Here is a 25,466-nt window from a genome sequence, read left to right on the forward strand (position 1 = left end):
TAGGTGCGCAGGCGGGGATGCAGTGCACACATTAGCGGCGGCGCGCCTTTGGCGCCGCCTGCTTCCCCGCCTGAGCGAGAATGACGAAGGCTAAAATTGAAATGGTTGTGACTTATGTGAATGATATGATTGTGGACTCCTCTCCTTGTAGAGAGGGCAGCGGACGGGAAGTGCCGGAGGTATATACAATCTTCTAAAGCACTATGAATTTTGGAGAAATAAAATGCCAAGAGTAAAACGAGGAGTCACCGCAAGAGCGCGGCATAAGAAAATATTGACTAAAGTAAAAGGTTATTATGGTGCGCGAAGCCGAGTGTTTCGCGTGGCTAAGCAAGCGGTTATCAAAGCTGCCCAATATGCCTACCGGGATCGTAAGCAGCGTAAGCGCCAATTTCGCGTTTTATGGATTGTCCGTATTAACGCAGCCGCTCGCGAGCATGGGCTTTCATACAGCCGTTTGATCAGTGGTTTAACGAAAGCATCTGTTGCCATCGATCGTAAAAATTTAGCGGAATTAGCGGTGTATGATAAAGCCGTTTTTGGAAAATTAGCAGAAAAAGCTAAGCAGGCTTTAGGCGCTTAACGTTTAAACCAGTCACCACCGCCAGACCGTCGTCCGCGGTCAAGTTGTGGATGATGGATAAATACAATAGAAAAGCATGCAGAACCAATTAAACGCACTTTTACAATCTGTAAAAAAATCCGTTGCCGATGCTCAAAGCGAAATTGTGCTCGAAGAGATTCGTGTTGATTATTTAGGAAAGAAAGGTAAATTAACTAAGTTACTTAAATCCGTCGGGCAAATGCCGGCTGATCAACGTCCTTTATTAGGAAAAGTCGTTAACGAAATTAAGTGTGAAATCCATCAATTGTTGAATGCAAAATCCACTCAACTTCGTGAAAAATCCCTCCAAGAAAAGTTAAATAAAGAAAAAGTTGACATCACCTTACGCGGTCGATACGACCACTTGGGTGCCATTCATCCAATCTCGCGTGTTGTCGAGCGCGTTTCTCAGTTATTTTCAATGTTAGGTTTTCAAATTGCCGAAGGTCCTGAAATTGAAAATGAATATTATAATTTTGAAGCGCTCAATATTCCGACCGACCACCCGGCACGAACAATGGTGGATACCTTTTATTTTTCAGGAGACAAATTATTGCGAACGCATACCTCTCCTGTTCAGATTCGAGAAATGGAAAAGCAAGGTGTTCCGATTCGTTTAATTGCTTTGGGGCGCGTGTATCGCCGCGATTTAGATCAAACCCACACCCCGATGTTTCATCAAGTGGAAGGGTTGGTAATCGATAAAAGATCCACGTTTGCTAATTTAAAAGGGTTATTACAACAATTTTTAAATTGTTTTTTTGAAAAAGATGTTTGGTTGCGTTTTCGGGCCTCTTATTTTCCTTTTACAGAACCTTCTGCTGAAGTGGATATCTATCAACCCTCCACAGATAAATGGTTAGAGGTTTTAGGGTGCGGCATGGTTCATCCGAATGTTTTGCATAATGTTAATATTGATCCTGATGAATACAGCGGTTTCGCGTTTGGTATCGGATTGGATCGGCTGGCCATGCTGCGTTATGAAGTAACCGACCTGCGGTTGTTTTTTGAAAATGATTTACGATTTTTAGAACAATTTTAATGAAGTTGAGCGAACAATGGTTGCGTGAATGGGTGAACCCACCCGTGGACACCGAAAAGTTAACTGCCCAATTGACCATGGTAGGGTTGGAAGTCGCTTCCGTTAAACCGGCCGCACGGACGCTCGAGAAAGTTGTTGTGGGTGAAGTAATCACAAGAAAAAAACATCCAAATTCGGATCGCTTGTCGGTTTGTCGCGTTGACGTGGGCGAAGGCGAGCCCTTAGAAATTGTTTGTGGTGCGTCTAACGTTCGCACTGGTTTAAAAGTGGCGGTCGTTTTAGCAGGCGGCATTGTTGGTGATTTGAAAGTTGAAAAAACTAAATTACGAGGAGTGGTTTCCAATGGAATGATTTTCTCCGAGCGCGAAATGGGGTTGTCCGGGCAGCATGAAGGAATTATAAAATTACCCCCAGATACACCCATTGGAAGAAATATTCAGGATTATTTAACGCTGGAAGATTATATTCTCGATATTGAATTAACGTCGAATCGTGGAGATTGCGCCAGTGTGCGCGGCATCGCACGTGAAGTGGGAGCTATTAATCGTTTGCCGATAAAAGGACTGAATTTAGCCACGGTTTCGGCAGCAATTAATGATGTTTTCCCCGTTGAAGTCAAAGCGGAGAAGGCGTGCCCCCGTTATATAGGTCGTGTGATTCGTGGTGTTGATAGCCATTCGCAAACACCCCTTTGGATCTGCGAGCGACTACGGTGGAGCGGTTTACGCACCATTCACCCGGTTGTAGATGTGATGAATTACGTCATGTTGGAATTGGGGCAGCCCCTCCACGCGTTTGATTTGAGTCGGTTGGTAGAAGGAATTGAAGTCCGCTTTGCAAAAGCCGACGAAAAAATTACTTTAATCGACGAAACCGAAATTGCGCTCACGGAACGCATGCTAGTTATCGCAGATAAAAGTCGCCCCCAGGCATTGGCGGGGGTTATGGGGAGCGCTAATTCTTCCGTTAACGAAAAAACAGAAGCTATTTTTTTAGAAAGCGCTTATTTTTCACCGGGTGAAATTGCTTTGACAGCGCGCTATTACGACATGAAAACGGATTCTTCTTATCGCTTTGAGCGCGGTGTTGATCTTAAACTTCAAACGTTAGCAATGGAACGCGCTACTGAATTATTGATCCAAATTACCGGTGGTTCCCCAGGCCCACTTATTGAAGTGTGCAGTGAAACTTATTTGCCAACAATTCCAAGAATTATTCTGCGTCCTGAACGAATCAAACGGATTCTCGGTATTAAAATTAACGAGGACGAAGTTTCGAAGCTTCTTGAATTACTGGGCATGAAGGTGGTGAAAGAAAAAAACAATTGGGTCGTTACCGCTCCTAGTCATCGCTTTGATATTAAGGGAGAAGCTGATTTGATCGAGGAGTTGGCACGTTTGTACGGTTACGATCGGATTCCTCAACTTATGATGGAAGGAGAGTATACCATTCGGCCTTTTGCAGAGACCCAACTGTCATCGGCTCGGTTGCGTTGTTTAATGACCGATCGGGGTTATCAGGAAGTGTTGACCTATAGTTTTGTCAATGACGAGTTGCAGACTTTGCTTAATCCTGAAGTCACATCCATTGCTCTTTCTAACCCACTTACAGTTGAAATGAATGTCATGCGGACCAGTTTGTGGCCGGGGTTAATTCAAGTGCTCAAATACAATCAAGCGCGCCAAATTCATCGAATCCGGCTTTTTGAAATAGGCATGTGTTTTAACGGAGCAGATAATGAATGGCAACAAGTGACAAAACTGGGCGGCTTAGTGGCAGGCGATGCACACAATCTCCAATGGGCCGAAAAGGAACGCCCCGTCGATTTTTATGATATCAAGGGTGATCTCAGTGTGCTTTTCACTTTAACGCGCACAGAAGCCCATTTTCGCTTTGCCGAGAGGCATCATCCTGCCTTAAACCCCGGCCAATCGGCTGCTCTCTATTACAAAGATCAATGTATTGGCTATTTAGGAGCTTTGCATCCTGAGTTGGTTGATCAGTTGGAGTTAACAGCGGTTCCTTTTCTTTTTGAAATAGAATTGGATGCCGTTAAGACTTCAATTTTGCCAAAATACCATCCTTTATCTAAATTTCCTTCGATTCGTCGAGATATTGCTATTGTGGTTGATCGGGATCTGCCGGTGGGAAGTATTGAAGAAGAAGTCAAATCAACAGCCGGGCAATTATTGATTACCACACAAGTTTTTGATATATATGAGAGCGGGAAACATATTGAATTTGGCAAAAAAAGTGTAGCCTTGGGGTTGACGTTTCAAGACCCTTCACGCACTCTAATAGACGAAGAAGTAAAACAAATCATTGAGCGTGTGCTTACCGCTTTAGAGCAAAAGTTCAATGCAAAATTGAGGGCATAGTCCGATGGCGCTCACTAAAGCCAATCTTTCTGAACATTTATTTAATGTAGTTGGGTTAAATAAGCGGGAAGCCAAAGATCTTGTTGAATTGTTTTTTAAAGAGATTAGTCGTTCTTTAGAGCGGGGTGAATCGGTAAAATTATCCGGATTTGGTAATTTTAATTTGCGCGACAAAGGCGAACGACCTGGCCGAAATCCGAAAACGGGAGAAGAAATTCCCATTACTGCTCGACGGGTGGTTACTTTCCGCGCCGGCCATAAACTTAAATCCAGGGTGGAGAAAAATGTCAAACCAAAAGAGGAAGGGGGATCCTAAACAGGACATCGACTTGCCAACGATCCCCGACAAGCTGTATTTTACTATTGGCGAAGTGAGTGAACTGTGTCAGTTGCGCCCTCATGTTTTGCGTTATTGGGAACAAGAATTCAGCCATTTGTCTCCTCTAAAGCGCCGCGGTAATCGCCGTTATTACCAACTGAAAGATGTTTTAATTATCCGAAAAATACGCCGACTACTTTACGAGGAAGGCTATACTATCGACGGCGCCCGACAAAAACTATCCGAAGAATCTTCCAAAGATAAGCAAGAACATAAAGTTTGCGACACGATGCGTCGAGCTGTCTTTGAACTTGAAAAAATTGCGGTGAGTTTGGAAGGTTATTAGCGATTACGAAGTTAACCTTTCCGAGAAAGCTAAGCGATTTGTGCAGCAATTTTCTTTAAAAAATAATAAATTAAAGAAATCTTATTGGCTATCGTCTCGAAATGGTGCTAATATAGAGATCTTATGAAAAAATCAATAATCAAGGTGTTTCACTGTACTAGGTTCAGCCCTGCTATCCAGGTTGTCCCTTGGGGACCTGCAGCATAGATGGTCAGGTTATTAACGAATACTATACATCTTTAACTATAAAAGTATATGAATCCGAGGAGAACGAGGGACATCTCCATATATAAATGGCAAGGAGCTAGATTAGCAGCCACTATTAATTCCATTTATTATACTTGCTCTGCCTCATGATGCTGTTAACTATAGCCAGCCGACCATAAAGACAGAGAGACACTGGGGGAACTGGACGCCACATGGGATGGCCGTGGAGTAATGGAGATATACAACAAAGAAAATAATTTTTGTGCTTCATTAGTCTTTACTCCCATCAAAAGAGGCTGGCGGCAACTTGTCACTGCTCTAGAGTGAATTCGCTTACAGGGTTAAGTTAGAGACCATCATCCTTCTGTTTTGAATGGCGTCAGATGAAGCTCGGCTATCATAACGAAACTCAATAGCTTCTATAGCTTCTAAGGCGTAACCGCCATTAAAAATTTTTTTAAGAGAATTGTAGTAAATTAACTCAGCGATATTATAATGAGACCCAGTTCGGGGCGTAGCGCAGCCTGGTAGCGCACTTGCATGGGGTGCAAGGGGTCGCAGGTTCAAATCCTGCCGTCCCGATAAATAAAGTCTTGGAGATTAACTTACGACGCTTGATGAGGGGAAAATTTGTGAATTAAATTCCTTTCAATGCTATAATACTATAATGTGATAGTAAGATTTAGTTTCCTAGTGAGGTGAGATTGTGGCACGTCTCAAATAGCTATTACAAAAATGTCTTCCCGAGAACAAATAGTTATGACGGAAGAAATCCGAGAACAATTTTGATAAATTTTATTTTTCCCTGAAATTTGATCGAAATATAAAACGACACTGAAACAAGGTTGATTAGCATAGTTTAAAATTGTCTTCGAGTCTTTTTGCACGTAACGAATAGTGATGCTGAGCAAATTAACTTTACTTTTCATCATGATTTCTTGTGAAAAAATCATGAAGACTGTGATACAGTCTATATAAGGAGTGTAATATCTGCAACCAATCCGAATGATTTTTTAATGGTGCTGGACGGTAAATTCTATGGGAAGTCGCATGGCATTATTTGGAGTAAAATTTTTATTTATGGTATTTTTCGTTAAATCCTATCCTTCCATAATTTATATTTTCGTTTATTAGAATAACGAACCAAATTAACAGCGACTTAATAACAAAATCCATACTCTAGATTAATTAGTGTTTTTTTTTGGCTTTTTCATACTTGGCGTGACTATTTGAAAATTTGAAAAAGCGAATAATAACACCTTATTTAAAAAAAGTTTTATCGGGCACAATCGATAATCGGCCAAGAAATAAAGCATTTTCCTTGTTGGGTAAAATATCGTCTTTAAATTTTTGACTTAAATTTGGAATATCGATCGATTGCACTTTGGATTTTAATATATTTATTGTCCGGAACGAGCTGTATTGCCACATCAGATGTCACTCCCACTAATCCATATCCACCGATCGTTACTCGCCACAGTTCAAGATTTTCATGAGGTGAAACTTTCACGATCTTTCCATTAGCTAAGACTAAATGAAACGCAACAATTGTATTGATGAGGGGCTTCATCTGAAATCAAGCCCGTAGGTATTCACACTCAATGAGCCTCCAACGGTAAAAATGCCTGACGATTGCATGACATTGATCATTACTTGCAGTTGATTTCAGGTGATACCTGGCTGGATTGTAACCTGCATTTTTCTAGCATCAATTTTTAGGACGTGATTATAAGACAACGTGTCGAGCGCAATACTTCCCTGAATAAGCATTTGTCTACCTTGGCTATGCTGATTTCCAAGAATAATATGCTTATGAAGTCGCTTCGCGCTCGTTGTATGGCTTTTAAAACATCATTGAGTTGATAGATATGAAGCACCTCGTGCATAGCCGAGGGATTAATGAATCCTTTATCATTCAAATGGCGGCTTGAGCAGAAATACACGAGTTGTTAGAACAGATACGTATACGTATATAACAAATGCGATGAATCGTTGAGGTGACTTCCAAAAGAAATAGATAGTTGTCCTTATTAATTTCGGCCCGCGAACAAATGATAGAATAAAATGAATGAAAAATCAGCCTCGTGGGAGGACAGGGCTTTGGAAGGTGTCAAGCTAGTTCACATAAAATTCCCACAAAGAATTTTAGTGACAATGTAGCGAGTTTAGAAAGTGTTGCAATCTCTTAATTCCATGGTACCGAGGGAGGGAGTTGAACCCTCACAGTGTTGCCACCACCGGATTTTGAGTCCGGCGCGTCTGCCAATTCCGCCACCTCGGCTGGGTCAGTTTTTGGCGAGGTAGTATAGCATTACTTTCTAATTAAACTCAAAAATTCTGAGCGGGCGTGGTCGTCTTTTCGGAAGGTGCCGAGCATGACCGAAGTGGTCATTTCTGAATTTTGTTTTTCGACACCGCGCATCATCATGCAAAGGTGTTTTGCTTCGATGATAACGCCGACACCTTTTGCTTCCGTTGCGGTTAATATGGTTTCTGCGATTTGTTTGGTGAGATTTTCTTGTACTTGGAAGCGCTTGGCGAACATATCGACAATGCGAGCCAGCTTTGAGATGCCAATTATTTTTCCGCTGGGAAGGTAAGCAACGTGACACCTGCCAATGAAAGGCAATAAATGATGCTCGCAGAGCGAGTAAAGCTCAATATCCTTGAGGATAACCATCTCGTCCATCCCAGATTGGAATACCGCCTTTTTGATAACCGATGGGAGCTTTTCATGATACCCTTTGGTGAGATGTTTCAAGGCTTTTTCATAGCGTTTAGGTGTATCCCTTAAGCCTTCCCGGTTTGGGTCTTCCCCTAATGCTATTAATATCGCTTTGACATGGTCTGCAATAGTATTGCTCATAATATTTTCCACTATCCCGGCGGCCAGTGCATTTGGCGACCACCCAGGAGATGAAGGTGAATATGAAAGACAGCCTGTCCGCCGTTTCGATTGCAATTCATCACAAGACGATAGCCGTCCACTGCTATATTTTTATCGTGGGCTAATTGAGTAGCGACAACCACCATGTGCCCCAAAAGATTCTCATCGGCAGGTGTGGTGATATCATTTATCATTTTAATATGGCGGTGGGGAATGACAAGAATATGAATAGGCGCTTGTGGTGCAATGTCGTTGAAAGCGACTACTTGCTTATCTTCGTAAATTAATTCGCCTATTTCGCCTTTTGCAATTTTGCAGAATACACATGCCGTCAATGGATTCGCCATTCGATTAAATTTTCTCTGTTATTCCTATAGAAGCAGGAGTAACAGGATCGTCCACTGGAGCAGCCGGGCTACCCTGCAATTTGATGGTTTTTAATGTTAATAGCAATGGTAACAATAAGATAAGGAGAATAGCAATGGTTCTGAAACCATCTAAAAATCCGAGCATGCTAGCCTGTCGTTGAAATTGAATGCCTAACCGAGAGATACCAACGGGGTCCATAAAAGGGAGTTTTTGAAAAGTAAACCAGTTGTGAAAATTAGTATTAAAAACGTTAATATGTGTTGTCAAAAAATGCCAATGAATTTGTGTTGTCCGGCTGACGAGCGTGCTTAGTAAGGAAACGTTAATGGAAGTGCCTAGCATTCGTGAGTAACTATAAAGACCTGCCGCTTCGGTGATATCTTTTAGTGGAAGTGTGGCTAAAGAATAAGTTGTTAAAGGTACCATTAAAAAACCCATTCCAAATCCAAGAATGGTATTATTTATTAAAAATTCCTGCATCGTTGAATTTAAGTTAACGCCAGCAAATAGAAGTGCTCCGTAAAAAGAGCACAATATGCCAACAGTTAAAATAATTTTTATATTTAAACACCTCATTAAAAAAGGCACAAACGTCATTACAACGGTCCCGCCAATACCTAAAGGCGCCATAGTCCAACCTGCAGTGACGGCTGGATAATTAAATAAACGCTCCAACATAATGGGCTCTAACGTAATTAATGAAAACATCGAGCCTGCAAATAAGGCCAGTGTTAAACAAGAAATTTTAAAATTACGGTCTTTAAATATCTTTAATTTAATTACTGGATAACGATGGATTAAACTCCGGATAATAAAGAAAATGAGACAAAAAACAGCGGTAATAAATAAGGCTAAGATTAAATTGGAATTTAGCCAATCATTTTCGTTGCCTTTGTCGAGAAAAACTTGTAAGGCTCCAACGCCGGTGATCATTAATAATAATCCGCCCCAATCAATGCGTTGATAGTGACGTTCGCTCGATGGAATGATAAACAGCGTTGACATTAGTCCGAGTAAACAAATCGGCATATTGATATAAAAAATCCAGCGCCAGTTCATATATTCTGTAATAAAGCCGCCTAAGGCAGGCCCGAAAACGGGCGCTGCCATAATGCCAATACCCCAAATAGCCATTGCTTTACCTTGTTCTTCTAAAGGGAAGGTCTCTCTTAGTATGGATTGAGATAGAGGAATCAAAGAAGCGCCGAAAAGCCCTTGGAATATGCGAAAAAAAACGATTTCTGGCAATGATTGTGCGATTCCGCATAAAAAAGAGGTAATCATAAACCCGGTGATATTAATTAAAAGCAATTGTTTTTCGCCGAGTCGGTTGCTAAAAAAGCCTGTGAGGGGAAGCATAATGGCAGAGGCAACCACGTATGAAGTCAATACCCACGTTATCTGATTTTGATTCGCGCCCAACGATGACATCATGTTTGGTAAAGCGACGTTCACGATAGTGGTATCCAATATTTCCAGAATGGCTACCATCATAATGGTCACGATAATTGACCATCGTCGAGAATAAAGAATTTCGTTCTTTGTCAGCGCTGTTGTATTCATTTATTTCAGAGAGGTTGTGTCTATAGTAACCATGCTACTAGCGCCCAAACGGAGAGGATAGCCCGATTTGCGTTGGGTAATAATAACCTCAACTGGAAAACGCTGAGTGACTTTAACCCAATTACCGCTGGCGTTTTCAGGGGGTAGCAAGGAAAAACTACTGCCGCTGTCTTTGTTAATATCTACGACTTTGCCGATAAATATTTGATGAGGGTACATGTCTAGCTTGATGGTGGCTTGTTCGCCAGTGTGGATACGAGACAGTTGGGTCTCTTTAAAATTGGCTTGAGCCCACCAGGTTTGGTCTTCGATTAAAGCGAACAAAGGTTGGTAAGCGCTTACTACATCGCCATGTCGTAAATTAAAATTAGCGATGTAGCCTGAAGTGGGGGCGAAAACGCGAGTGTATTGCAAATTTAATTTGGCTTTTTCGACGGCAGCTTGCGCTAGACGCAATCGGGCGTTTTTGTCGCCTAATTCACCACGCTTTTCAATCATTTCTTCCAATTGGTTTTGTGCTGCATTCAGGGCAGCTTCAGCAACATGTAAATTTTTAATAGCGAGATCACCGTCCGAGCGAGAAACAAATTGCTTTTTCATTAAGGTGAGTATACGTTTTGTTTCCAGACGTGTATGGGTGAGTTCTGCTTTTCTTTCTAGCACGGTGGCCCTAGCGAATTTTACTGCCATATCAGCTGCTTGAATTTTTTGTCGGGTAGCATCTCGTTGCGCTTGCGTCTTATTAAGCTCGATGGTAAACGGCGCTGGGTCAATGGTGAATAGGAGTTGTCCTTTTTGAACATGTTCTTCATTGCGAACATCGATCTCGCTTACGGTCCCACTAACCTGAGAAGCTACGTTAATAACGTCAGCTTGGATGTAGGCATCATCTGTGCTGGGGTAGCGGTTTTGATGTTGCGAGTAAAAATAACCGCCGATGGAAAGAATCGCGATTATTAAAAGAGGCAGAATCACTTTAACAAATTTTTTTATCATTCCAATCACTATTATATCATAGGGACGCGTGGGGGTGAACGCCGGCTCCCAATTACTCTTAAGTTCCTGTAGACAAAATTCCATTTTATTTGACTTATCGTCAATATCATAGATAATCGGCTGCGGATTCGTTGTGTTAAAATATGCCTGATGATGTTATTGGTTAATTTAATTGATAAAAATATTTACCACTCAAAAAGGATAGCTTGAATATAAATCATTATTTACAGTTAATGGGTATTGACGTATGGCGTTTGCGAACGCCTGTTTCAAATCACTATTACCATTATGATTTGCTAGATACTCAAGATAGGCAAGTCGGAGTGTTGCTGGCTGATGCGGTATTGAAAGATGAAAAAGAAAGCCAACTCGTTGAGAAAATTGCAAAGGCAACAAAAAAACAGATTAGAGGAGGGCTTAGAGAAGGGGCCCCAAGCTCCGATAAATTAGAGAAATCCGTCATTATTTTGTTAGGGAATCACGTAACCCAATCTTTTTCTCAAGTGAACTTTCCGCAGATAATTACAAGTTATTCGCCGGCAGAATTACTGCGCGACGGTGATCTTAAGCCAAAGACGTGGGATGCTTTAAAAAAAGCAATTCGGTTAATGGAAGTGTGAAAATTCGAAGCTTGATTAAGGATGATGTTCCGCAAGTGTCTGAAATTGCTGAAGCAGCGATGCCATTTCCGTGGTCGGAAAAGATCTTTGTATGATTGATTGAAAAGCAATTATTATGGATGGGTTATGGAGTCTAATCATCATCTAGTATAGTAGGCTTTATTTAGTAGGCTTTATTGTTATTTTGATGCGGGAAAAAGAGTGTCAATTAATGAATATCGCCGTAGCGCCTCGCTATCAACGAAAAGGCGTTGCCAGTCAATTATTAAAACACGCTCTTGATTGCGCAAAAATAGAATACATGACGTGATTGTTATTAATTAGAAGTAAGAAAATCTAATAGATCCGGTATCGAATTTTATGAAAAGGCAGGAGGTGTAGAAATTGGTATACGAAAAAACTATTATCCCACGGGAAAAGGTCGGGAAGACGCGTTAGTGTTTATTTTAAATATCTAACGTGGATTAAAAACAGACGCTTTAACACTGTGAGATCATTGCTTTGTTAGCTAATTTTTTACTCTCTCGTGGAAGTAGGTCTCATTCCTGGATTTTCTTTTAACCAATTTTTTCTTGTGAAAATGTGAAAATAAATCGTTTTCTTTTCTGGAGTGATCTTTCATTACTTTAGCAATTTCTGTAACGCCAAAGGCGGCTCCAAGGAAATGCTGACTTTGTGAGTGTGGCTCATTTTTGGGAGCTCGTTCTGCTAATTGCGCTAAGCCAGTGGTGAGAATTTCTTCGGGGCTTGGTTTTGCTTCAGGCGATAATCCCAATGCCAAAAGCGAATGAATATCATGATGCTCTTCATTCTCATATTGGGCAGCTGCTTTTTGCAATTCTTTATTTTCTAAAAGAGCATTTAATAATTCATCATGATGCAATTCGTTTTAGGCTATTTCTTCTTCTTCATTTTCACGTATGCTGACCTCTATGTTGATATCTTGCTGAAATAAAAGATTTATACCTGGATTTAATTGTAAATTCTGGGGATTTCTCTGGTTTAAGAGATGATAAATATTATTAATAATACTCAGATGGTTTGGAGGGATATTGTTTAATACTTGTTGAGGTGTGAGTGCCTGATTAATAATATGTTTTTTTCAGTACCCAATCAATTGATTCATTCTGTAAAAACTTCCAGCAGATATTCTGTAAAGCTCTCTTATAAGCGTTGGATTCCGAGTTAATTGGCGAATAACTGTCCCTCATTACGCCATTGATGTGATTGTAATTGATTGCATCGGTGAGTTTCAGTCAAGATTTCTTTGAGAGCTCTTTTTGAAAAGGCGTACGATGGGCGAAGGTTCATAAAATTTTCCCGTGGTTGTCAAAAGTGAAGATAGGGAACAGTATAACCAATAGACCTTAAAATAGACTTAAGAATTTGTTACGATAACGTTTTATTGGAATAGCGACAGGACGGAAATCCAATTATACTCGGGGACGATAAACGGCGGAAAATGAGCAAAAGCCATGGTTAAATACTGGAAATCCGGTCTTTTTATAGCTTTTGTAGTTGTGCTTAGCTTTTATTTTGCCTTCAGTTCAATAGGGGCGCTAGCGGTTAAAACGGCGCCTGTGGTGGCTCAGCCTGTTTCCGTTGATGTCACGAAAGTCAAAACGGCTGATATTCCTAACACCGTCAACGCCCTTGGCAGCCTATCGGCAGTCAAAGCGGTTACCATTAGCGCAGAATCGGATGGGCGCATCGCTGAAATTCATTTCAAAAGTGGACAAGAAGTCGATATGGGCATGCCAATTGTTCAACTCGATAACGCCCGAGCACAGGCTGATTATCAGTCAACCGTAACTGCCATGAAGCTTGCCCGAACAAAATATGAACGCTCAAAACTGCTTTTAAATCAAGCGATTTCGCAACAGGAGTTGGCGGCATTGAAAGCCGACATGGAGAGCAAAGAAGCTTCTGTTCAGAGTAAATTAGCAGCGTTAAGTGAGAAAGTCGTTAACGCGCCCTTTTCTGGTGTTCTCGGTGCTTTTCAGGTCCAGGCGGGTGATTATGTGAAAGCGGGGGACCCGCTGGTGACGTTAGTTAACACCTCCCAATTGAGGGCTGATTTTCAAGTGCCTGAGAACTTTTTACCGGAGTTAAAGCAAGGACAGTTAGTCACTATTACCACGGGAACTTACCCGCAGAGAACGTTTTACGGCACCGTTAGCTTTATTTCTCCGACGGTGAGCTCGGATACCCGTTCGATCTTCATTCAAGCTCTTGTGCCCAATGATAAGGGATTGCTTTCCCCTGGCATGTTTGTTCATATCTCGCAGCAAATTTCAATAGCGAAAAATGCGCCAGTAATTCCCGAAGAAGCGATTCAGGCCGACATGAAGGGATCTTACGTTTATAAAGTCGTTGGCGATAAGGTTGGACAAACCTACATTAGGGTAGGAACGCGCGTAGATAATCAAGCGCAAGTGCTAAGCGGATTGAGCATCGGCGATACCATCGTTGTGGCAGGACAGCAAAAATTGGATGATGGAAGTGTCATTAAAGTTCAGAAAGATGCATAGTTGATTCATGAAATTATCCGAGATTTGTATTCGCCAACCGGTGTTAGCTATTGTACTGAGTTTAATTTTGGTGGTGTTAGGCGTCGTTGCTTTTCAACGTCTTGAACTGCGTTTTTTTCCCAAATTGGAATTACCTATCTTAACCGTAGTCACCACTTACGATGGCGCAAGCGCTCAGCCTATGGAAAGTCAAGTCACCACCCAAATTGAAAACGTCCTCTCCGGAGTAGATCACATTGCCTCGATCAACTCCACAAGTTACCCCGGTTCGAGCTATGTGACGGTGTTATTCCAACTCGGAGGCAATTTTGAAGAAGAAGCGAGTGCAGTACGCGACAAAGTATTTGCGATTCGCGATCAATTACCACCCAATGCTAATCTACCGACCATTACAGTTGGGAGCAAAGGTAACCCAGTTTTGGGTGTCGGTTTTATTGATCCACAAAAATCATCGGCTGATATTCGTGATTATGTGGAACGCACGGTTCAACCGGCTTTACGTCAGCTGTCTGGCGTGGGGGAGATTGATATTTTGGGAGCTAGTGATTATGCCATGCGAATTTGGCTAAATGCTTCTAAAATGGTAGCGCATCAAGTGACAGTGACCGATGTTAAAAACGCCTTAACAGCTAATAATATTTATTTTCCAGCCGGTTCTATTCAAGAACCTAAGCGAAATTACAGTATTGTTTCACATACTCAATTAAAAGACGCCACAGCGTTTGGAAATATTATTATTAAAAATAACGATGGAGGAACCGTTCGTTTAAATGATATAGGCCATGCCGAACTTGGGTATCGCAGCTTGTACGAAGCGCCGATGCGCATTAATGGACAAAATGGTATTGAACTTTTAATCAAGCCACTGCAAGGAGCCAATCCGATTACCGTGGCGTATGAAGTGAAACAAGCGCTCGCGGTGATCCAGAAAAATTTACCGCCGGAAATGAAAGCCAGGGTTAATTATGACGTCTCCACTTTTTTAAAGTCGTCGATTGAAGAAACTTTTTATGCGATGGATGAAGCGGTTCTTTTAGTTATTTTCGTTGTGTTTTTATTTTTGGGTTCTGCTCGAGCAGCCAGTATTCCCATTATTACAATTCCCGTCAGTTTAATTGCCATTTTTGCTTTTATTAAATTATTTGGATTCACTATTAATACAATGTCGCTGCTTGGCATTGTATTGGCGATTGGTTTGGTGGTGGATGATGCGATTGTGATGCTGGAAAACATTCATCGCCATATTGAAGAAGAAATGACCCCTTTTCAAGCGGCAATTAAAGGAAGTCGCGAAATTTCATTTGCGATTATTGCAATGGCACTTACGTTGGTGGCGGTTTACGCGCCGGTAGGATTTGTGCAAGGGTTTACGGCTAAATTATTTAAAGAGTTTGCATTCACGTTAGCGACTGCCGTTGTTATTTCCGCCTTTATTGCGCTTACCTTATCACCGATGATGTGTTCTCGTATTCTATTGCCGCGTACAAAAGACTCAAGGCTGAGTATTGCTATTGAGCGCGCATTTTCGCAACTGACTGGCTTTTATCAACGCTTTTTAAAATTTGCTTTAAATAAACGACGCCTTTTTATTGCAGGTTTGCTGGTGATTGCGGGCGCTGGGTATGTGCTGTTTATTAACCTTCCTTCGGAGTTGATTCCTAAGGAAGATATCGGCTTAATCCAAGTCAGCGTGACATCGCCTTCTGGTGCAAGTTTAAATTATACCAACCAATACGCCGAACAAGTTGAAAAGATTATCCGACAAAACTCCGCAGTAGCCAGTGTAATGAGTCAAGTGTCCATGACAAGCGTTAATATCCTCGCCACTTTGAAACCGTGGGGGGAAGGTAGAGAAACCACAGCTCAAGTGATCGCTGATTTAAATCCTAAATTAGCAGCCATTCCTGGTGTTGATGCGACAGCTTATATTCCCGATGTGGTTAATTATGGATTACAAGGAAATGACATCGATTTGAATTTTATGACGGCTAGTGATTATACGGATTTGCTTGATCCCATCAATAAAATGATGAAGGTTTTAAAGCACTATCCCGGGGTGACGGATCTTCACGCAAATTTAAAATACGATACTCAGCAATATGCAATCACGATTAAGCGCGATTTAGCAGCGGTATTAGGCGTGAATATTCAGGATATTGCTGATACAGTAAGCGCGATGATGAGTGGAAATCATTGGACCGATGTGCAAGCAGGGAATAAAAGCTACGAAGTGGTTGTCCAGATGGACAAACAAGATTTAACAGATTTTAATGCACTTAAGAAGCTCTATGTGCATAGCAACAATAAAGCATATGCGAACAGAGGGAATTCAATCCCAGTTTCTAGTCTTATTGATTTAACACCTACCGTTGGGCAAGGAAGCTTTACGCATTTTAATCGCTTCCGTTCTGGAACCATTTCAGCGCGTCTGGCTCCGGGATATTCTGAAAGCCAGGTGATTGATTACATTAAAGCGCATGTACCGTTTGTTATGACTTCAGGTGTGCATTATGTCTTTTCAGGGAAAGCAGCGCAGTTTTTACAATCTTCAAAAAGCATGATTGGCATTATCTTAATGTCACTTATTTTTATTTACCTCGTGTTATCAGCACAATTTGGCAGTTTTCTCGATCCCTTCGTCATTTTATTAGCTGTTCCATTGTGTATTGTGGGTGGTTTATTATCGTTAAAATTAACGGCCGGGACGCTGAGTATTTATTCTCAGATGGGACTTGTTACGTTGATTGGCATGATTAGTAAGCATGGGGTTTTGATTACGCAATTTATAAACGATCTTCGAAAACAAGGAATGGCGATGCAAGAAGCTATTCTCCGCGGGGCGATGATTCGCTTGCGCCCCGTCTTAATGACCACGCTTGCGATGGTATTTGGCGCACTACCTTTAGCTTTGGCGACTGGGCCAGGTTCTGTTGGTCGTCATCAAATTGGTTGGGTGATCGTTGGTGGTTTGTTATTTGGCACCTTCTTTTCATTAATTGTCGTTCCTATTGCTTATTCCTACCTCGGCCAATTCAAAATTAGAATTACAGGGAGAGAGTAATCTGCCTTGGATTTTCCTTAGAATCCGGTATAGTGCTCCTTAATGCAGTCTATTAACGTCATTAAACATAACTTACCCGGAGCAATTTTAAGCGTTTGTAAATCGGGAAATCGTATTCATCATTATTGTTCCGGGTATGCAGATATTAAAACCAAGCAAAGTTTATCTGATAAGTCTATTTTTCCCATTGGCAAAATCACACGCTTATTCACGGCGGCCATTATTTTAAAATGGCTGGAGGAAGGAGTGGTGGACTTAGATGCTCCTTTGGCTGTGTTAAGCCATCAACATCGTTTAGATGGCGGACGATTAAAGTTGCTGGTAGATCTTTATCCTTATTTAAAACCGCTGACACTCCGTGAATTGTTAAACCACACTTCTGGCCTTCCTTCTTACGATGAAACAATGGCGTATCAGAAAATGTTTATGGCGAAGCCGAATAAGGTATGGCAGGCCGAGGGGTATTTGGATTTAATTACAGGCTCAAGTGTTCGGTATCGACTGGGATATGAGTTACCGGTGCGAGGTATTTTTAGCGATTCCGCTACAAATTACATTATTGCGGGTTTTGTGCTTGAAGCAGCAACCGGTCGTAAATCTTCTCAGCAAATGCGGGAGCTGTTTGATTTGATGGACTTGAAATCCACTTATTATTCTTCTTACGGCGTTCTTGATAAAAAGTTACTGCCTCGGTTGGCGCATGGTTATCTACCCATTTCCCATCCTTATGCCGTTGCTTTTAATCATCTGCCAGTTCAGACTTATAACGAAAACCGTGAATTAGAAGCGTATGATGTCACGAGGGCTTACAATTTCAATGGACTCGGGGGCGCAGCCAGTTTGTCAACGACGACGGATCTTATTCGGTGGTTACGCGCTTTGCTTGAGCGGCGTGTTTTAAAAAGCAGTTTTAAACAAATGCTCGAAGTTGTACCAGTGGACCCAAAAGCGGGCTCTCGAGAAGACCAAGACTATTACGGACTCGGGATTTATAAAGCGCGCTTGCAACGCTGGGGGGGAGTCATCTGGAGCGCAGGGAATAGTTTTGGTTACGGCGTTTTAGTGGCGCATGTCATGGAACGAAATGTTACTTTTTCTTTAGCGGTTAACGTGAGTCGTACACTCATTCATTTTCATGAACCTACCTTAGTGGCGGAAGTTTTTCAAGAAATATTGAAATGACCGTCTCCTCGTATTTTATGAGTTCCTTATAGGCTTTCAATACTCGCGTATTGTGACTGCAATTTCTTCAAAGCGTTTTGCGTTTTTTTCAAAGAAAGGCGCTCTTTTTCTACGATTTCTTGGGGTGCTCTTTGGAGATAATTAGGATTATCTAATTTCTTTAGCGATTTTTCTTCTTCTTTTTGTAGTTTGGAAATTTCCCTTTTGAGCCGAGCAATTTCAGTTTGTTTATCGATTACCCCTGCCAAGGGAATGTGAATTTCAAGACGTTCAACAATACTGGTCGCTGTAACAGAAAAAGAGTCATCAGGTCTTGCAAAGCTCAATTGACTCACTTTACCTAATGTTTTTATATAGAATTGCATTTTGCTTATTTGCTTTTTATCTTTTTCATCACCTTTTCCAAAAATAACAGGAGTTCGTTTGGCTGGTGAGATGCCTATTTCCGCGCGTAAGGTACGAATAGCAGTAATGATATTTTTAACCCATTCAATTTCAACTTTAGCATCATAATTCATTTCGTGGGTATTGAATTGAGGCCAACTCTCCACCATAATGTTTTTCCCTTCCCTTCCTGCAAGGGGCGCGATAGTTTGCCAGATTTCTTCGGTAATAAAGGGCATGATAGGATGCAGCAGACGCAGGAGAATTTCTAACACTTCGAGTAGAGCCGCCCGGGTACCCCGAAGTTCAGCGGGTTTTGCTTGCTCATCGTAGAGGATACACTTAGCAAATTCCACGTACCAATTGCAATATTCATTCCACGTAAATTCATATAACGTTTGCGCGAGTAAGTCGAAACGATATTGGCTAAGCGCTTCTTCCGCGTTTTTAATAGTTTGTTGTAAGCGGGTCCGAATCCATTCGTCGGCCGCGGAGTAGCTTAACGGTTTTTCAGGATTCAAATCTTTTTCTTGAGTATTAATAGTGACGAAACGAGCAGCATTCCAAATTTTATTGCAAAAATTACGATAGCCATCAATTCGTCCCATATCAAAATTAATATCGCGACCCCGACTGGCTAGCGCGCAAAAAGTAAAACGCAATGCATCGGTGCCAAAGCTCGCAATTCCGTTGGGGAATTCTTTGCGCGTCATTTTTTTGATGGTTTTGGCCATTTTGGGCTGTAGTAAAGCGTGGGTTCGTTTCTCAATTAAAGCATCAAGTGAAATTCCATCGATAATGTCGATGGGATCGATAACGTTGCCTTTCGATTTTGACATCTTTCGGCCTTGGCTGTCTCGAATAAGGCCGTGGATATAAACGGAATGAAAAGGAATTTTATGAGTGAATTTTAGCCCCATCATCACCATTCGCACGACCCAAAAGAAAATTATGTCAAAGCCAGTGACTAAGACTTGAGTAGGATAGAAAGCTTTAAAGCTTTCGGTTTTTTCTGGCCAGCCCAATGTTGCAAAAGGCCAAAGACTGGCAGAGAACCAAGTGTCAAGAACATCCGTTTCTTGTTGTAATTTTACCTCAGGTGATAAATGGTATTTTTTTAAGATTTCTTCTCGAGAACGACCGACATAACTATTTTTTTCTTCATCGTGCCAAACAGGAAGGCGATGCCCCCACCATAATTGGCGACTGATACACCAATCCTGAATATTGCTTAGCCATTGCAAATAAGTTTTTTTCCAATTTTTGGGAATGAATTTTAATTCGCCGCTTTCCACTGCTTCCATCGCCGGTTTTGCTAAGGCTTCCATTTTTATAAACCACTGATTTGTTAATAATGGTTCAATGATGATGCCGGATCGTTCCCCGCGAGGAACGGGAACGCGATAGGGCTCTATCTTTTCTAACAAATTTTCCTGTTGAAGGTCGGTGATAATTTTTTTTCGGGCTTGAAAGCGTTCTAATCCGCGGTAAGGCTCGGGGACATTCTCGTTTAAATAGCCTTCTGAGGTCAGTATATTAATTAAAGGCAGTTGGTGGCGTTGACCGATTTCGTAGTCATTAAAATCATGACCAGGGGTGATTTTAAGGCTGCCCGTTCCAAATTTTTTATCGACCGCTTCATCAGCAATGACGGGAATACTACGATCGGTGAGGGGGAGACAAACCTTTTTACCAATGAAACGCTGATAGCGTTCGTCTTCTGGGTGTACTGCGATGGCAACGTCGCCTAATAAAGTTTCGGGGCGAGTGGTGGCAATGATTAAATGTCCAGAACCATCAGCCAATGGGTAACGGATATGCCACAAGTGTCCTTCCACTTCTTCAGTAACGACTTCGAGATCAGAAATGGCAGTATTGAGTTTCGGGTCCCAATTGACGAGACGCTTACCTCGGTAAATTAATCCTTCGTGATGGAGGCGGATGAAAGCTTCAGTCGTGGCCCTGGAGAGTCCTTCGTCCATACTAAAACGTTCTCGTGACCAATCGATGGAGACGCCTAGACGGCGCATTTGATGGGTAATTTTACCGCCTGAATGTTCGCGCCATTCCCAGAGCCTTTTAATAAAAGCTTGGTGCCCTAAATCTTCTCGTGTTAAGTCTTCTTGGGCGAGTTGTTGTTCAACGACCATTTGCGTGGCGATTCCAGCATGATCCGTTCCTCCTTGCCATAGTGTCCGCTCGCCTTTCATTCGATGATAGCGAATGAGAGTGTCCATCAGAGTTTGCTGGAACCCGTGGCCCATGTGGAGCGTGCCAGTAACGTTAGGCGGTGGCAGCATAATGCAATATGGGCTTCCTTGAGTGGTTGGCTTGCTCAGTTGACGTTTTTCCCAGTAATCAGCCCATTTTTTTTCAATGGCTTTTGGATTATAAGTTTTTTCCATGTTGTCATGCGCTCTGCTAAAATGACCTCAATTTGTAACTATCTCCCGTTATTACCGCTTTTGCAGGAACAATGAGCTTAGATACTAATGACGAGAGGTAAAATAATATCCCAGTTTTTAACATAAAAGGCATTGTTTGTCAGTGATTGTCTTTCGATGCTTGTGTAAAGAGATTTTAGGCACGTTGTTGGCAACTACTTTGATTCTATTAATTATCTTCATGACAAATCAATTCGTCCATTATCTCAATGATGCAGCGGCGGGTAAGATTACGGTGAAGGCGGTAATGGAAATCATGTCTCTACAGGTGCCTTTGTTGTTAGGTTATTTGTTACCGCTGGGTTTATTTTTGGGGGGTCTGCTCGCGCTTGGGCGTATGGCGGTGGATCATGAAATGGTTATATTGACTGTGTGTGGTGTGAGCCGCGCCCAAATCGTTGGAATGCTCATTGTATTAGCGACTTTTATTGGCGTTATTGTGGCTTGGCTGATGTTATCCGTTGAACCTAAAATGCAGTGGTATCGGGTGAAAATTTTAAAAGATGCAGTGGCTACGGCTTCTTTAGAAAAAATCGTGCCAGACCGGTTTCAACCACTGAGTAGTAATGGTCAAGTTTTTTATGCAGGTGATGTTAATGACCATCATCAAAAAATGTTAAATGTTTTTTTGGCGAAAAGTGAAACTGCCGGCAACAAACAACGTTGGGATTTAGTTTCAGCTGAGCAAGCGGGGGAATATAGCACGCCTAAGGGGAAGCATTTTATTTTATTTAAAAATGGCTTTCGTTATGTGGGCATTCCGGGGGCATTAAAATACGACGTGATGAAATTTGTGGAATACGGTATTCGTCTAACTTCACCAGAAATGGATATCACCTGGCGTGTAAATGCGATGCCTACTTCTAAGCTTTGGCATTTGCATAATAAAGACTTGAAAGCAGCGGCGGAATTACAATGGCGAATTGCAATGCTTTTGTCAGTGTGGTTATTTGCTTTATTGATCGTTCCATTGAGTGAGTTCAACCCTCGTAAGGGAAAATTCGCACAGATGCTACCAGCGGTTTTAATTTATATTGTTTATGCCAATTTCATGTTCTTGGGCCGAACGTGGATTGAAGATGGTGTTGTTAGTCAATACCTTGGATTATGGTGGATTCTTGGTTTGCTTTTGTTGCTAGCCGTTGGTTTGTTGTTTTTTCAATCGCGCTGGTGGTGTCAATTTCGGGCCAGCAGGAGAATAGCGTGTCGCTCTTAAATCGTTATATTTGCAACGCTATCATCATGGCAACGGCTGTTGTTATGTTGGTGCTTTTGGGCGTTGAGATGTTTATGGAATTTATCGGACAACTCTCCCAAATTGGATCAGTTCATTATGGCTTGGGACAAGCGTTCTTGTATGTGCTTACTCAATTACCTTCAGATCTCTATCAATTATTTCCAATGGCAGGATTTTTAGGCTGTTTAATCGGTTTAGGCCGTTTGGCTTCGAGTAGTGAATTAATGATTATGCGCACGGCCGGCGTTTCTATTGCCGGGATAACGTGGGCGGTTGTAAAAGCAGCGTTACTGATGATAGTGGTGATGACTTTTATTGGGGAAGTTATTGCGCCCCAATTAGAAGCGAGCGGTGAAGAAACGAAACTGATCGCGCTTTCCAAAGCAATCGGTTACAAAGCCTTAGGAGAAGTTTGGTTGCATGGTGCTCAATCGTTTATTCACATTAGATCTGTCGATGCTAAAAATAAAATTAGCGGGGTGAGCGAATTTTTTATTAACAATAAACACCAATTATTATCGGCTATTTACGCGCCCAAAGGAGAGTACGTGAAAGGACACTGGATTTTATATAATGTTAAACAAACGCAGTTTTCTCGTAATCGAACAACAGAAAAGAAAATGGCTAAATTCCCCTTAACTATTGTCTTTAATCCTGATCGCTTGCAACAGGGGCGGAAGATGGCCGATCGACAATCCATTGTGGGTCTTTATCATACTATTCGTTATCGTCAGCAAGCGGGATTACAAACGAGCCGCTATGTGTTTGCGTTTTGGCAACGCTTTATCCAGCCGCTGACAACGGTGGTTATGATTTGTTTGGGAGTGCCTTTTATTTTTGGCTCGCTGCATCAAGCCAGTATGGGGTTGCAGATTTTAACGGGGATTGTTGTTGGATTCGCTTTTTATATGCTAAACCAGTTTTTTGGGCCATTTGCGATGCTTTATCAGATTCCGCCTATTTTTGCAGCGTTAATGCCGACCGTGTTATTTGCTGTAGGTTGTGTTATTCTGCTCCGTTATTCGAGGCGTTAGATGTCAGTAGAGAAACAAACGGTAATTCGTCGGACATTTGCAATTATTTCGCATCCCGATGCTGGTAAAACCACTTTAACGGAAAGATTGCTGCTTTTTGGCGGTGCTATTCAGCTTGCCGGAACGATTAAAAGCCGCAAGGCAGTTCGTCATGCCACTTCTGATTGGATGGAGTTGGAAAAACAGCGGGGTATTTCCGTTACGACTTCGGTGATGCAATTCCCCTACAAAGATTATTTAATTAATTTATTAGACACCCCTGGCCACGCGGATTTTACTGAAGATACGTATCGTACATTGACAGCCGTAGATTCTGTGTTAATGGTGATTGATGCGGCAAAAGGTGTTGAAGCGCGCACGATTAAATTGATGGAAGTCTGCCGACTGCGCCATACGCCGATAATGACTTTCATTAATAAAATGGATCGGGACGCGCGCCCTTCGATTGAATTGTTAGATGAAATTGAATCTATTCTTCGTATTCATTGCGCCCTGGTGACCTGGCCGATTGGTATGGGGAAATATTTTAAAGGGGTTTATCACTTAATAGAGGATGCTATTTATCTTTATCAGCCGGGAAAACATGAACGCGTGGGTGAGAGTGAACGGATAGAAGGACTTAATAATCCTGAATTAGATAAAAAGCTAGGTGATTTGGCTTCGGAATTGCGTAACGAAATTGAACTTATTAAAAGAGCGAGTCATCCTTTTGAGCGAGAGCGTTATTTGAAAGCGGAATTGACGCCAGTATTTTTTGGTTCGGCTATCAATAATTTTGGTGTAGGTGAGTTATTAGATGCTTTTGTTAAAGAAGCGCCACCACCACAATGTCGAGAAACGAATTCGCGCTTGGTTAAACCAGAAGAAGAAAAATTCAGCGGTTTCGTTTTTAAAATTCAAGCGAATATGGACCCTGCTCATCGCGACCGCATCGCTTTTTTACGTATTGCGTCAGGACAATATCAAAAGGGCATGAAGGCTTATCATGTCCGTTTAAAAAAAGAAATTCAAATTAATAACGCATTAACTTTTATGGCAGGCAAACGCGAAAATGCAGAGGAAGCATGGGCGGGTGACATTATTGGGCTTCATAATTATGGAATGATTCAAATTGGTGATACCTTTACGCAAGGCGAACGATTTAAATTTACAGGTATTCCCAATTTCACCTCCGAGTTGTTTCGTTTAGTCCGTCTTAAAGTCCCCTTAAAACAAAAAGCATTATTGAAGGGGTTAACTCAACTATCGGAAGAGGGCGCCACTCAACTTTTTCGACCACTTGATAGCAATGAATTAATTTTGGGAGCGGTTGGCTTATTGCAATTTAGTGTTGTTGCTTATCGCTTAGAGAATGAATATAACGTGAAATGCGTTTATGAACCTGTGAATGTGGTAACAGCGCGTTGGGTTATTTGTGATGATAAAGCTGTTTTAGAAAGATTTAATCAGGAACAATCACGTAATTTGGCTTACGATGGCGGCGGACATCTTACTTATTTAGCGCCTTCGCGAGTGAATTTAGAAATTACAATGGAGAAATGGCCGGAAATTCAATTTAGCGAAACTCGAGAGCATTAGATTAATGAGAGAGAATGAATACTTACAGAGTCCATAAATAATTAAAAATGTCGTTAACCTCACCTTACCGATGGCTGGGTCGCGTTTAATTCAAATGTTGAAATGTTGAGCTGCTTTATCGGCATGCTTATCTTGCATGGTTGGGACATTCCGTCTTACTCCAGTATGTTGGTGGCATCAACATAAGTGACGATCATTGTTATCTTTATTTCCCTTTTATTTTCCATGAGCGTTGTCGTTGGGCAGGCCTATGGCGCAAAAAAGATCAGGTAGGCGGCATTCTTCAGCAAGGCTGTATATACTAAGCGCCCATTCTTTCCATCCCGTTAATTATTTTATTTTTAATAGCCGATAGGATTTTATTAGTATTCGTTCAATTGCAGGAATTGGTTATATATCAAACATTATTTTCAGGCATTGATATGGGGAACGCCGGGATTTGTTCTGCTGGCCGTATTGCAACAAGTACTTTATGGTATGTCTCGCCATGGAGTTATTGGATTTCGTATCGTATCTGCCTTCGCTTTTTTAATCGGTTCTTTGTTAGTGCTCTGGCGACTATTTTTACAAGGACTATGGCTGCCTAATGGCTCCAGACCCTAGTGGCTTACGAGTAGGGCGTTTTGGTATAAAAAACTCCTTCAAGGACCCTTTAAATTAGGGTGTGGCAATGACTAATCAGGT

The 25,466-nt window shown here is 41.7% G+C and carries 20 protein-coding genes, 2 tRNA genes and 2 pseudogenes; 15 read left to right on the plus strand and 9 right to left on the minus strand.

Features of this window, described 5'->3' with window-relative positions:
• The first annotated feature begins 223 nt into the window (after nucleotides 1-223).
• The 6 genes from rplT (at nucleotide 224) to FIV31_RS03380 (ending at nucleotide 5,478) form a co-directional block, all read left to right on the plus strand.
• Nucleotides 224-583, plus strand: coding sequence for a 50S ribosomal protein L20 (rplT, locus tag FIV31_RS03355; protein ID WP_280123806.1), 360 nt, complete (start codon nucleotides 224-226; stop codon nucleotides 581-583).
• A 76-nt stretch (nucleotides 584-659) separates the two neighbouring features.
• Nucleotides 660-1,646: a phenylalanine--tRNA ligase subunit alpha gene (gene pheS, locus FIV31_RS03360; protein WP_280123807.1), complete on the plus strand. Its 987-nt coding sequence runs from the start codon at nucleotides 660-662 to the stop codon at nucleotides 1,644-1,646.
• The gene (pheT, locus tag FIV31_RS03365) at nucleotides 1,646-4,024 is read left to right on the plus strand and encodes a phenylalanine--tRNA ligase subunit beta (protein WP_280123808.1); all 2,379 of its coding nucleotides are present in this window, start codon (nucleotides 1,646-1,648) and stop codon (nucleotides 4,022-4,024) included. The genes pheS and pheT overlap by 1 nt, the downstream gene beginning before the upstream one ends.
• 4 nt (nucleotides 4,025-4,028) lie before the next feature.
• Nucleotides 4,029-4,340 carry an integration host factor subunit alpha gene (locus FIV31_RS03370; protein WP_280123809.1) on the plus strand — a complete coding sequence of 104 codons (312 nt, stop codon included), beginning with the start codon at nucleotides 4,029-4,031 and terminating at the stop codon, nucleotides 4,338-4,340.
• 13 nt (nucleotides 4,341-4,353) lie between these two features.
• Nucleotides 4,354-4,689: a MerR family transcriptional regulator gene (locus FIV31_RS03375; RefSeq protein WP_280123824.1), complete on the plus strand. Its 336-nt coding sequence runs from the start codon at nucleotides 4,354-4,356 to the stop codon at nucleotides 4,687-4,689.
• A gap of 715 nt (nucleotides 4,690-5,404) precedes the next feature.
• Nucleotides 5,405-5,478 (plus strand) — tRNA-Pro (locus FIV31_RS03380).
• Nucleotides 5,479-6,238: 760 nt separating this feature from the next.
• Here FIV31_RS03380 and FIV31_RS03385 read toward each other — a convergent pair.
• From FIV31_RS03385 to FIV31_RS03415, 7 genes are all read right to left on the minus strand, one after another.
• On the minus strand, nucleotides 6,239-6,406 hold the full coding sequence (locus tag FIV31_RS03385; protein ID WP_280123810.1) for a hypothetical protein: 168 nt from the start codon (nucleotides 6,404-6,406) through the stop codon (nucleotides 6,239-6,241).
• Between the two features lie 155 nt (nucleotides 6,407-6,561).
• On the minus strand, nucleotides 6,562-6,666 hold the full coding sequence (locus tag FIV31_RS03390) for a hypothetical protein (protein ID WP_280123811.1): 105 nt from the start codon (nucleotides 6,664-6,666) through the stop codon (nucleotides 6,562-6,564).
• Nucleotides 6,667-7,090: 424 nt separating this feature from the next.
• Nucleotides 7,091-7,177 (minus strand) — tRNA-Leu (locus FIV31_RS03395).
• 30 nt (nucleotides 7,178-7,207) lie between these two features.
• Nucleotides 7,208-7,774: a GTP cyclohydrolase I FolE gene (folE, locus tag FIV31_RS03400; RefSeq protein WP_280123812.1), complete on the minus strand. Its 567-nt coding sequence runs from the start codon at nucleotides 7,772-7,774 to the stop codon at nucleotides 7,208-7,210.
• On the minus strand, nucleotides 7,774-8,118 hold the full coding sequence (locus tag FIV31_RS03405) for a histidine triad nucleotide-binding protein (RefSeq protein ID WP_280123825.1): 345 nt from the start codon (nucleotides 8,116-8,118) through the stop codon (nucleotides 7,774-7,776). The genes folE and FIV31_RS03405 overlap by 1 nt, the downstream gene beginning before the upstream one ends.
• A gap of 16 nt (nucleotides 8,119-8,134) precedes the next feature.
• Nucleotides 8,135-9,715 carry a DHA2 family efflux MFS transporter permease subunit gene (locus FIV31_RS03410; RefSeq protein ID WP_280123813.1) on the minus strand — a complete coding sequence of 527 codons (1,581 nt, stop codon included), beginning with the start codon at nucleotides 9,713-9,715 and terminating at the stop codon, nucleotides 8,135-8,137.
• A complete protein-coding gene (locus tag FIV31_RS03415; protein ID WP_280123814.1) occupies nucleotides 9,716-10,711 on the minus strand; it encodes an HlyD family secretion protein in 996 nt (331 codons plus the stop codon). It lies immediately after the preceding gene.
• Between the two features lie 206 nt (nucleotides 10,712-10,917).
• Between FIV31_RS03415 and FIV31_RS03420 the strand changes: the two genes are divergently transcribed.
• Together FIV31_RS03420 and rimI are read left to right on the plus strand one after the other, a co-directional pair.
• Nucleotides 10,918-11,331 (plus strand): uracil-DNA glycosylase family protein, encoded by a 414-nt coding sequence (locus FIV31_RS03420; RefSeq protein WP_280123815.1) that lies wholly within the window; start codon nucleotides 10,918-10,920, stop codon nucleotides 11,329-11,331.
• Nucleotides 11,328-11,789: pseudogene (gene rimI / locus FIV31_RS03425) on the plus strand (ribosomal protein S18-alanine N-acetyltransferase). The gene FIV31_RS03420 and the pseudogene rimI overlap by 4 nt, the downstream one beginning before the upstream one ends.
• Nucleotides 11,790-11,839: 50 nt before the next feature.
• On the opposite strand, the gene FIV31_RS03430 reads toward rimI, so the two are convergent.
• Complete coding sequence (locus FIV31_RS03430) at nucleotides 11,840-12,214, minus strand: hypothetical protein (RefSeq protein WP_280123816.1); 375 nt, start codon at nucleotides 12,212-12,214, stop codon at nucleotides 11,840-11,842.
• Nucleotides 12,215-12,806: 592 nt separating this feature from the next.
• On the opposite strand from FIV31_RS03430, the gene FIV31_RS03435 reads away from it, so the two are divergent.
• Genes FIV31_RS03435 through FIV31_RS03445 form a run of 3 tightly spaced genes read left to right on the plus strand, consistent with a single transcriptional unit; the run spans nucleotide 12,807 to nucleotide 18,105 of the window.
• Nucleotides 12,807-13,862, plus strand: a complete 1,056-nt coding sequence (locus FIV31_RS03435) for an efflux RND transporter periplasmic adaptor subunit (RefSeq protein ID WP_280123817.1) — start codon at nucleotides 12,807-12,809, stop codon at nucleotides 13,860-13,862.
• A gap of 7 nt (nucleotides 13,863-13,869) precedes the next feature.
• Nucleotides 13,870-16,923: an efflux RND transporter permease subunit gene (locus FIV31_RS03440; RefSeq protein ID WP_280123818.1), complete on the plus strand. Its 3,054-nt coding sequence runs from the start codon at nucleotides 13,870-13,872 to the stop codon at nucleotides 16,921-16,923.
• Nucleotides 16,924-16,965: 42 nt separating this feature from the next.
• Nucleotides 16,966-18,105 carry a serine hydrolase domain-containing protein gene (locus tag FIV31_RS03445; RefSeq protein WP_280123819.1) on the plus strand — a complete coding sequence of 380 codons (1,140 nt, stop codon included), beginning with the start codon at nucleotides 16,966-16,968 and terminating at the stop codon, nucleotides 18,103-18,105.
• 26 nt (nucleotides 18,106-18,131) lie between these two features.
• Here the strand turns inward: FIV31_RS03445 and FIV31_RS03450 are convergent, their stop codons facing one another.
• Nucleotides 18,132-20,894 (minus strand): valine--tRNA ligase, encoded by a 2,763-nt coding sequence (locus FIV31_RS03450; protein ID WP_280123820.1) that lies wholly within the window; start codon nucleotides 20,892-20,894, stop codon nucleotides 18,132-18,134.
• Nucleotides 20,895-21,030: 136 nt separating this feature from the next.
• On the opposite strand from FIV31_RS03450, the gene lptF reads away from it, so the two are divergent.
• The 4 genes and pseudogenes from lptF to FIV31_RS03470 form a co-directional block, all read left to right on the plus strand.
• Nucleotides 21,031-22,149 carry an LPS export ABC transporter permease LptF gene (gene lptF, locus FIV31_RS03455; protein WP_280123821.1) on the plus strand — a complete coding sequence of 373 codons (1,119 nt, stop codon included), beginning with the start codon at nucleotides 21,031-21,033 and terminating at the stop codon, nucleotides 22,147-22,149.
• Nucleotides 22,137-23,204 carry an LPS export ABC transporter permease LptG gene (gene lptG / locus FIV31_RS03460; protein ID WP_280123822.1) on the plus strand — a complete coding sequence of 356 codons (1,068 nt, stop codon included), beginning with the start codon at nucleotides 22,137-22,139 and terminating at the stop codon, nucleotides 23,202-23,204. The genes lptF and lptG overlap by 13 nt, the downstream gene beginning before the upstream one ends.
• Nucleotides 23,205-24,782, plus strand: a complete 1,578-nt coding sequence (locus tag FIV31_RS03465; RefSeq protein WP_280123823.1) for a peptide chain release factor 3 — start codon at nucleotides 23,205-23,207, stop codon at nucleotides 24,780-24,782.
• A 70-nt stretch (nucleotides 24,783-24,852) separates the two neighbouring features.
• Nucleotides 24,853-25,272 (plus strand): annotated as a pseudogene (locus FIV31_RS03470) (MATE family efflux transporter); the annotation flags it as partial.
• Nucleotides 25,273-25,466 lie beyond the last annotated feature (194 nt).

Source organism: Coxiella endosymbiont of Ornithodoros amblus, from assembly GCF_019425495.1.
Lineage (GTDB): Bacteria > Pseudomonadota > Gammaproteobacteria > Coxiellales > Coxiellaceae > Coxiella.

Coding starts and splice junctions, on each gene's coding strand:
- rplT (WP_280123806.1), top strand. CDS start 224: ATGCCAAGAGTAAAACGAGGAGTCACCGCAAGAGCGCGGCATAAGAAA.
- pheS (WP_280123807.1), top strand. CDS start 660: ATGCAGAACCAATTAAACGCACTTTTACAATCTGTAAAAAAATCCGTT.
- pheT (WP_280123808.1), top strand. CDS start 1,646: ATGAAGTTGAGCGAACAATGGTTGCGTGAATGGGTGAACCCACCCGTG.
- FIV31_RS03370 (WP_280123809.1), top strand. CDS start 4,029: ATGGCGCTCACTAAAGCCAATCTTTCTGAACATTTATTTAATGTAGTT.
- FIV31_RS03390 (WP_280123811.1), bottom strand. CDS start 6,666: ATGCTTATTCAGGGAAGTATTGCGCTCGACACGTTGTCTTATAATCAC.
- FIV31_RS03410 (WP_280123813.1), bottom strand. CDS start 9,715: ATGAATACAACAGCGCTGACAAAGAACGAAATTCTTTATTCTCGACGA.
- FIV31_RS03415 (WP_280123814.1), bottom strand. CDS start 10,711: ATGATAAAAAAATTTGTTAAAGTGATTCTGCCTCTTTTAATAATCGCG.
- FIV31_RS03435 (WP_280123817.1), top strand. CDS start 12,807: ATGGTTAAATACTGGAAATCCGGTCTTTTTATAGCTTTTGTAGTTGTG.
- FIV31_RS03440 (WP_280123818.1), top strand. CDS start 13,870: ATGAAATTATCCGAGATTTGTATTCGCCAACCGGTGTTAGCTATTGTA.
- FIV31_RS03445 (WP_280123819.1), top strand. CDS start 16,966: ATGCAGTCTATTAACGTCATTAAACATAACTTACCCGGAGCAATTTTA.
- FIV31_RS03450 (WP_280123820.1), bottom strand. CDS start 20,894: ATGGAAAAAACTTATAATCCAAAAGCCATTGAAAAAAAATGGGCTGAT.
- FIV31_RS03465 (WP_280123823.1), top strand. CDS start 23,205: ATGTCAGTAGAGAAACAAACGGTAATTCGTCGGACATTTGCAATTATT.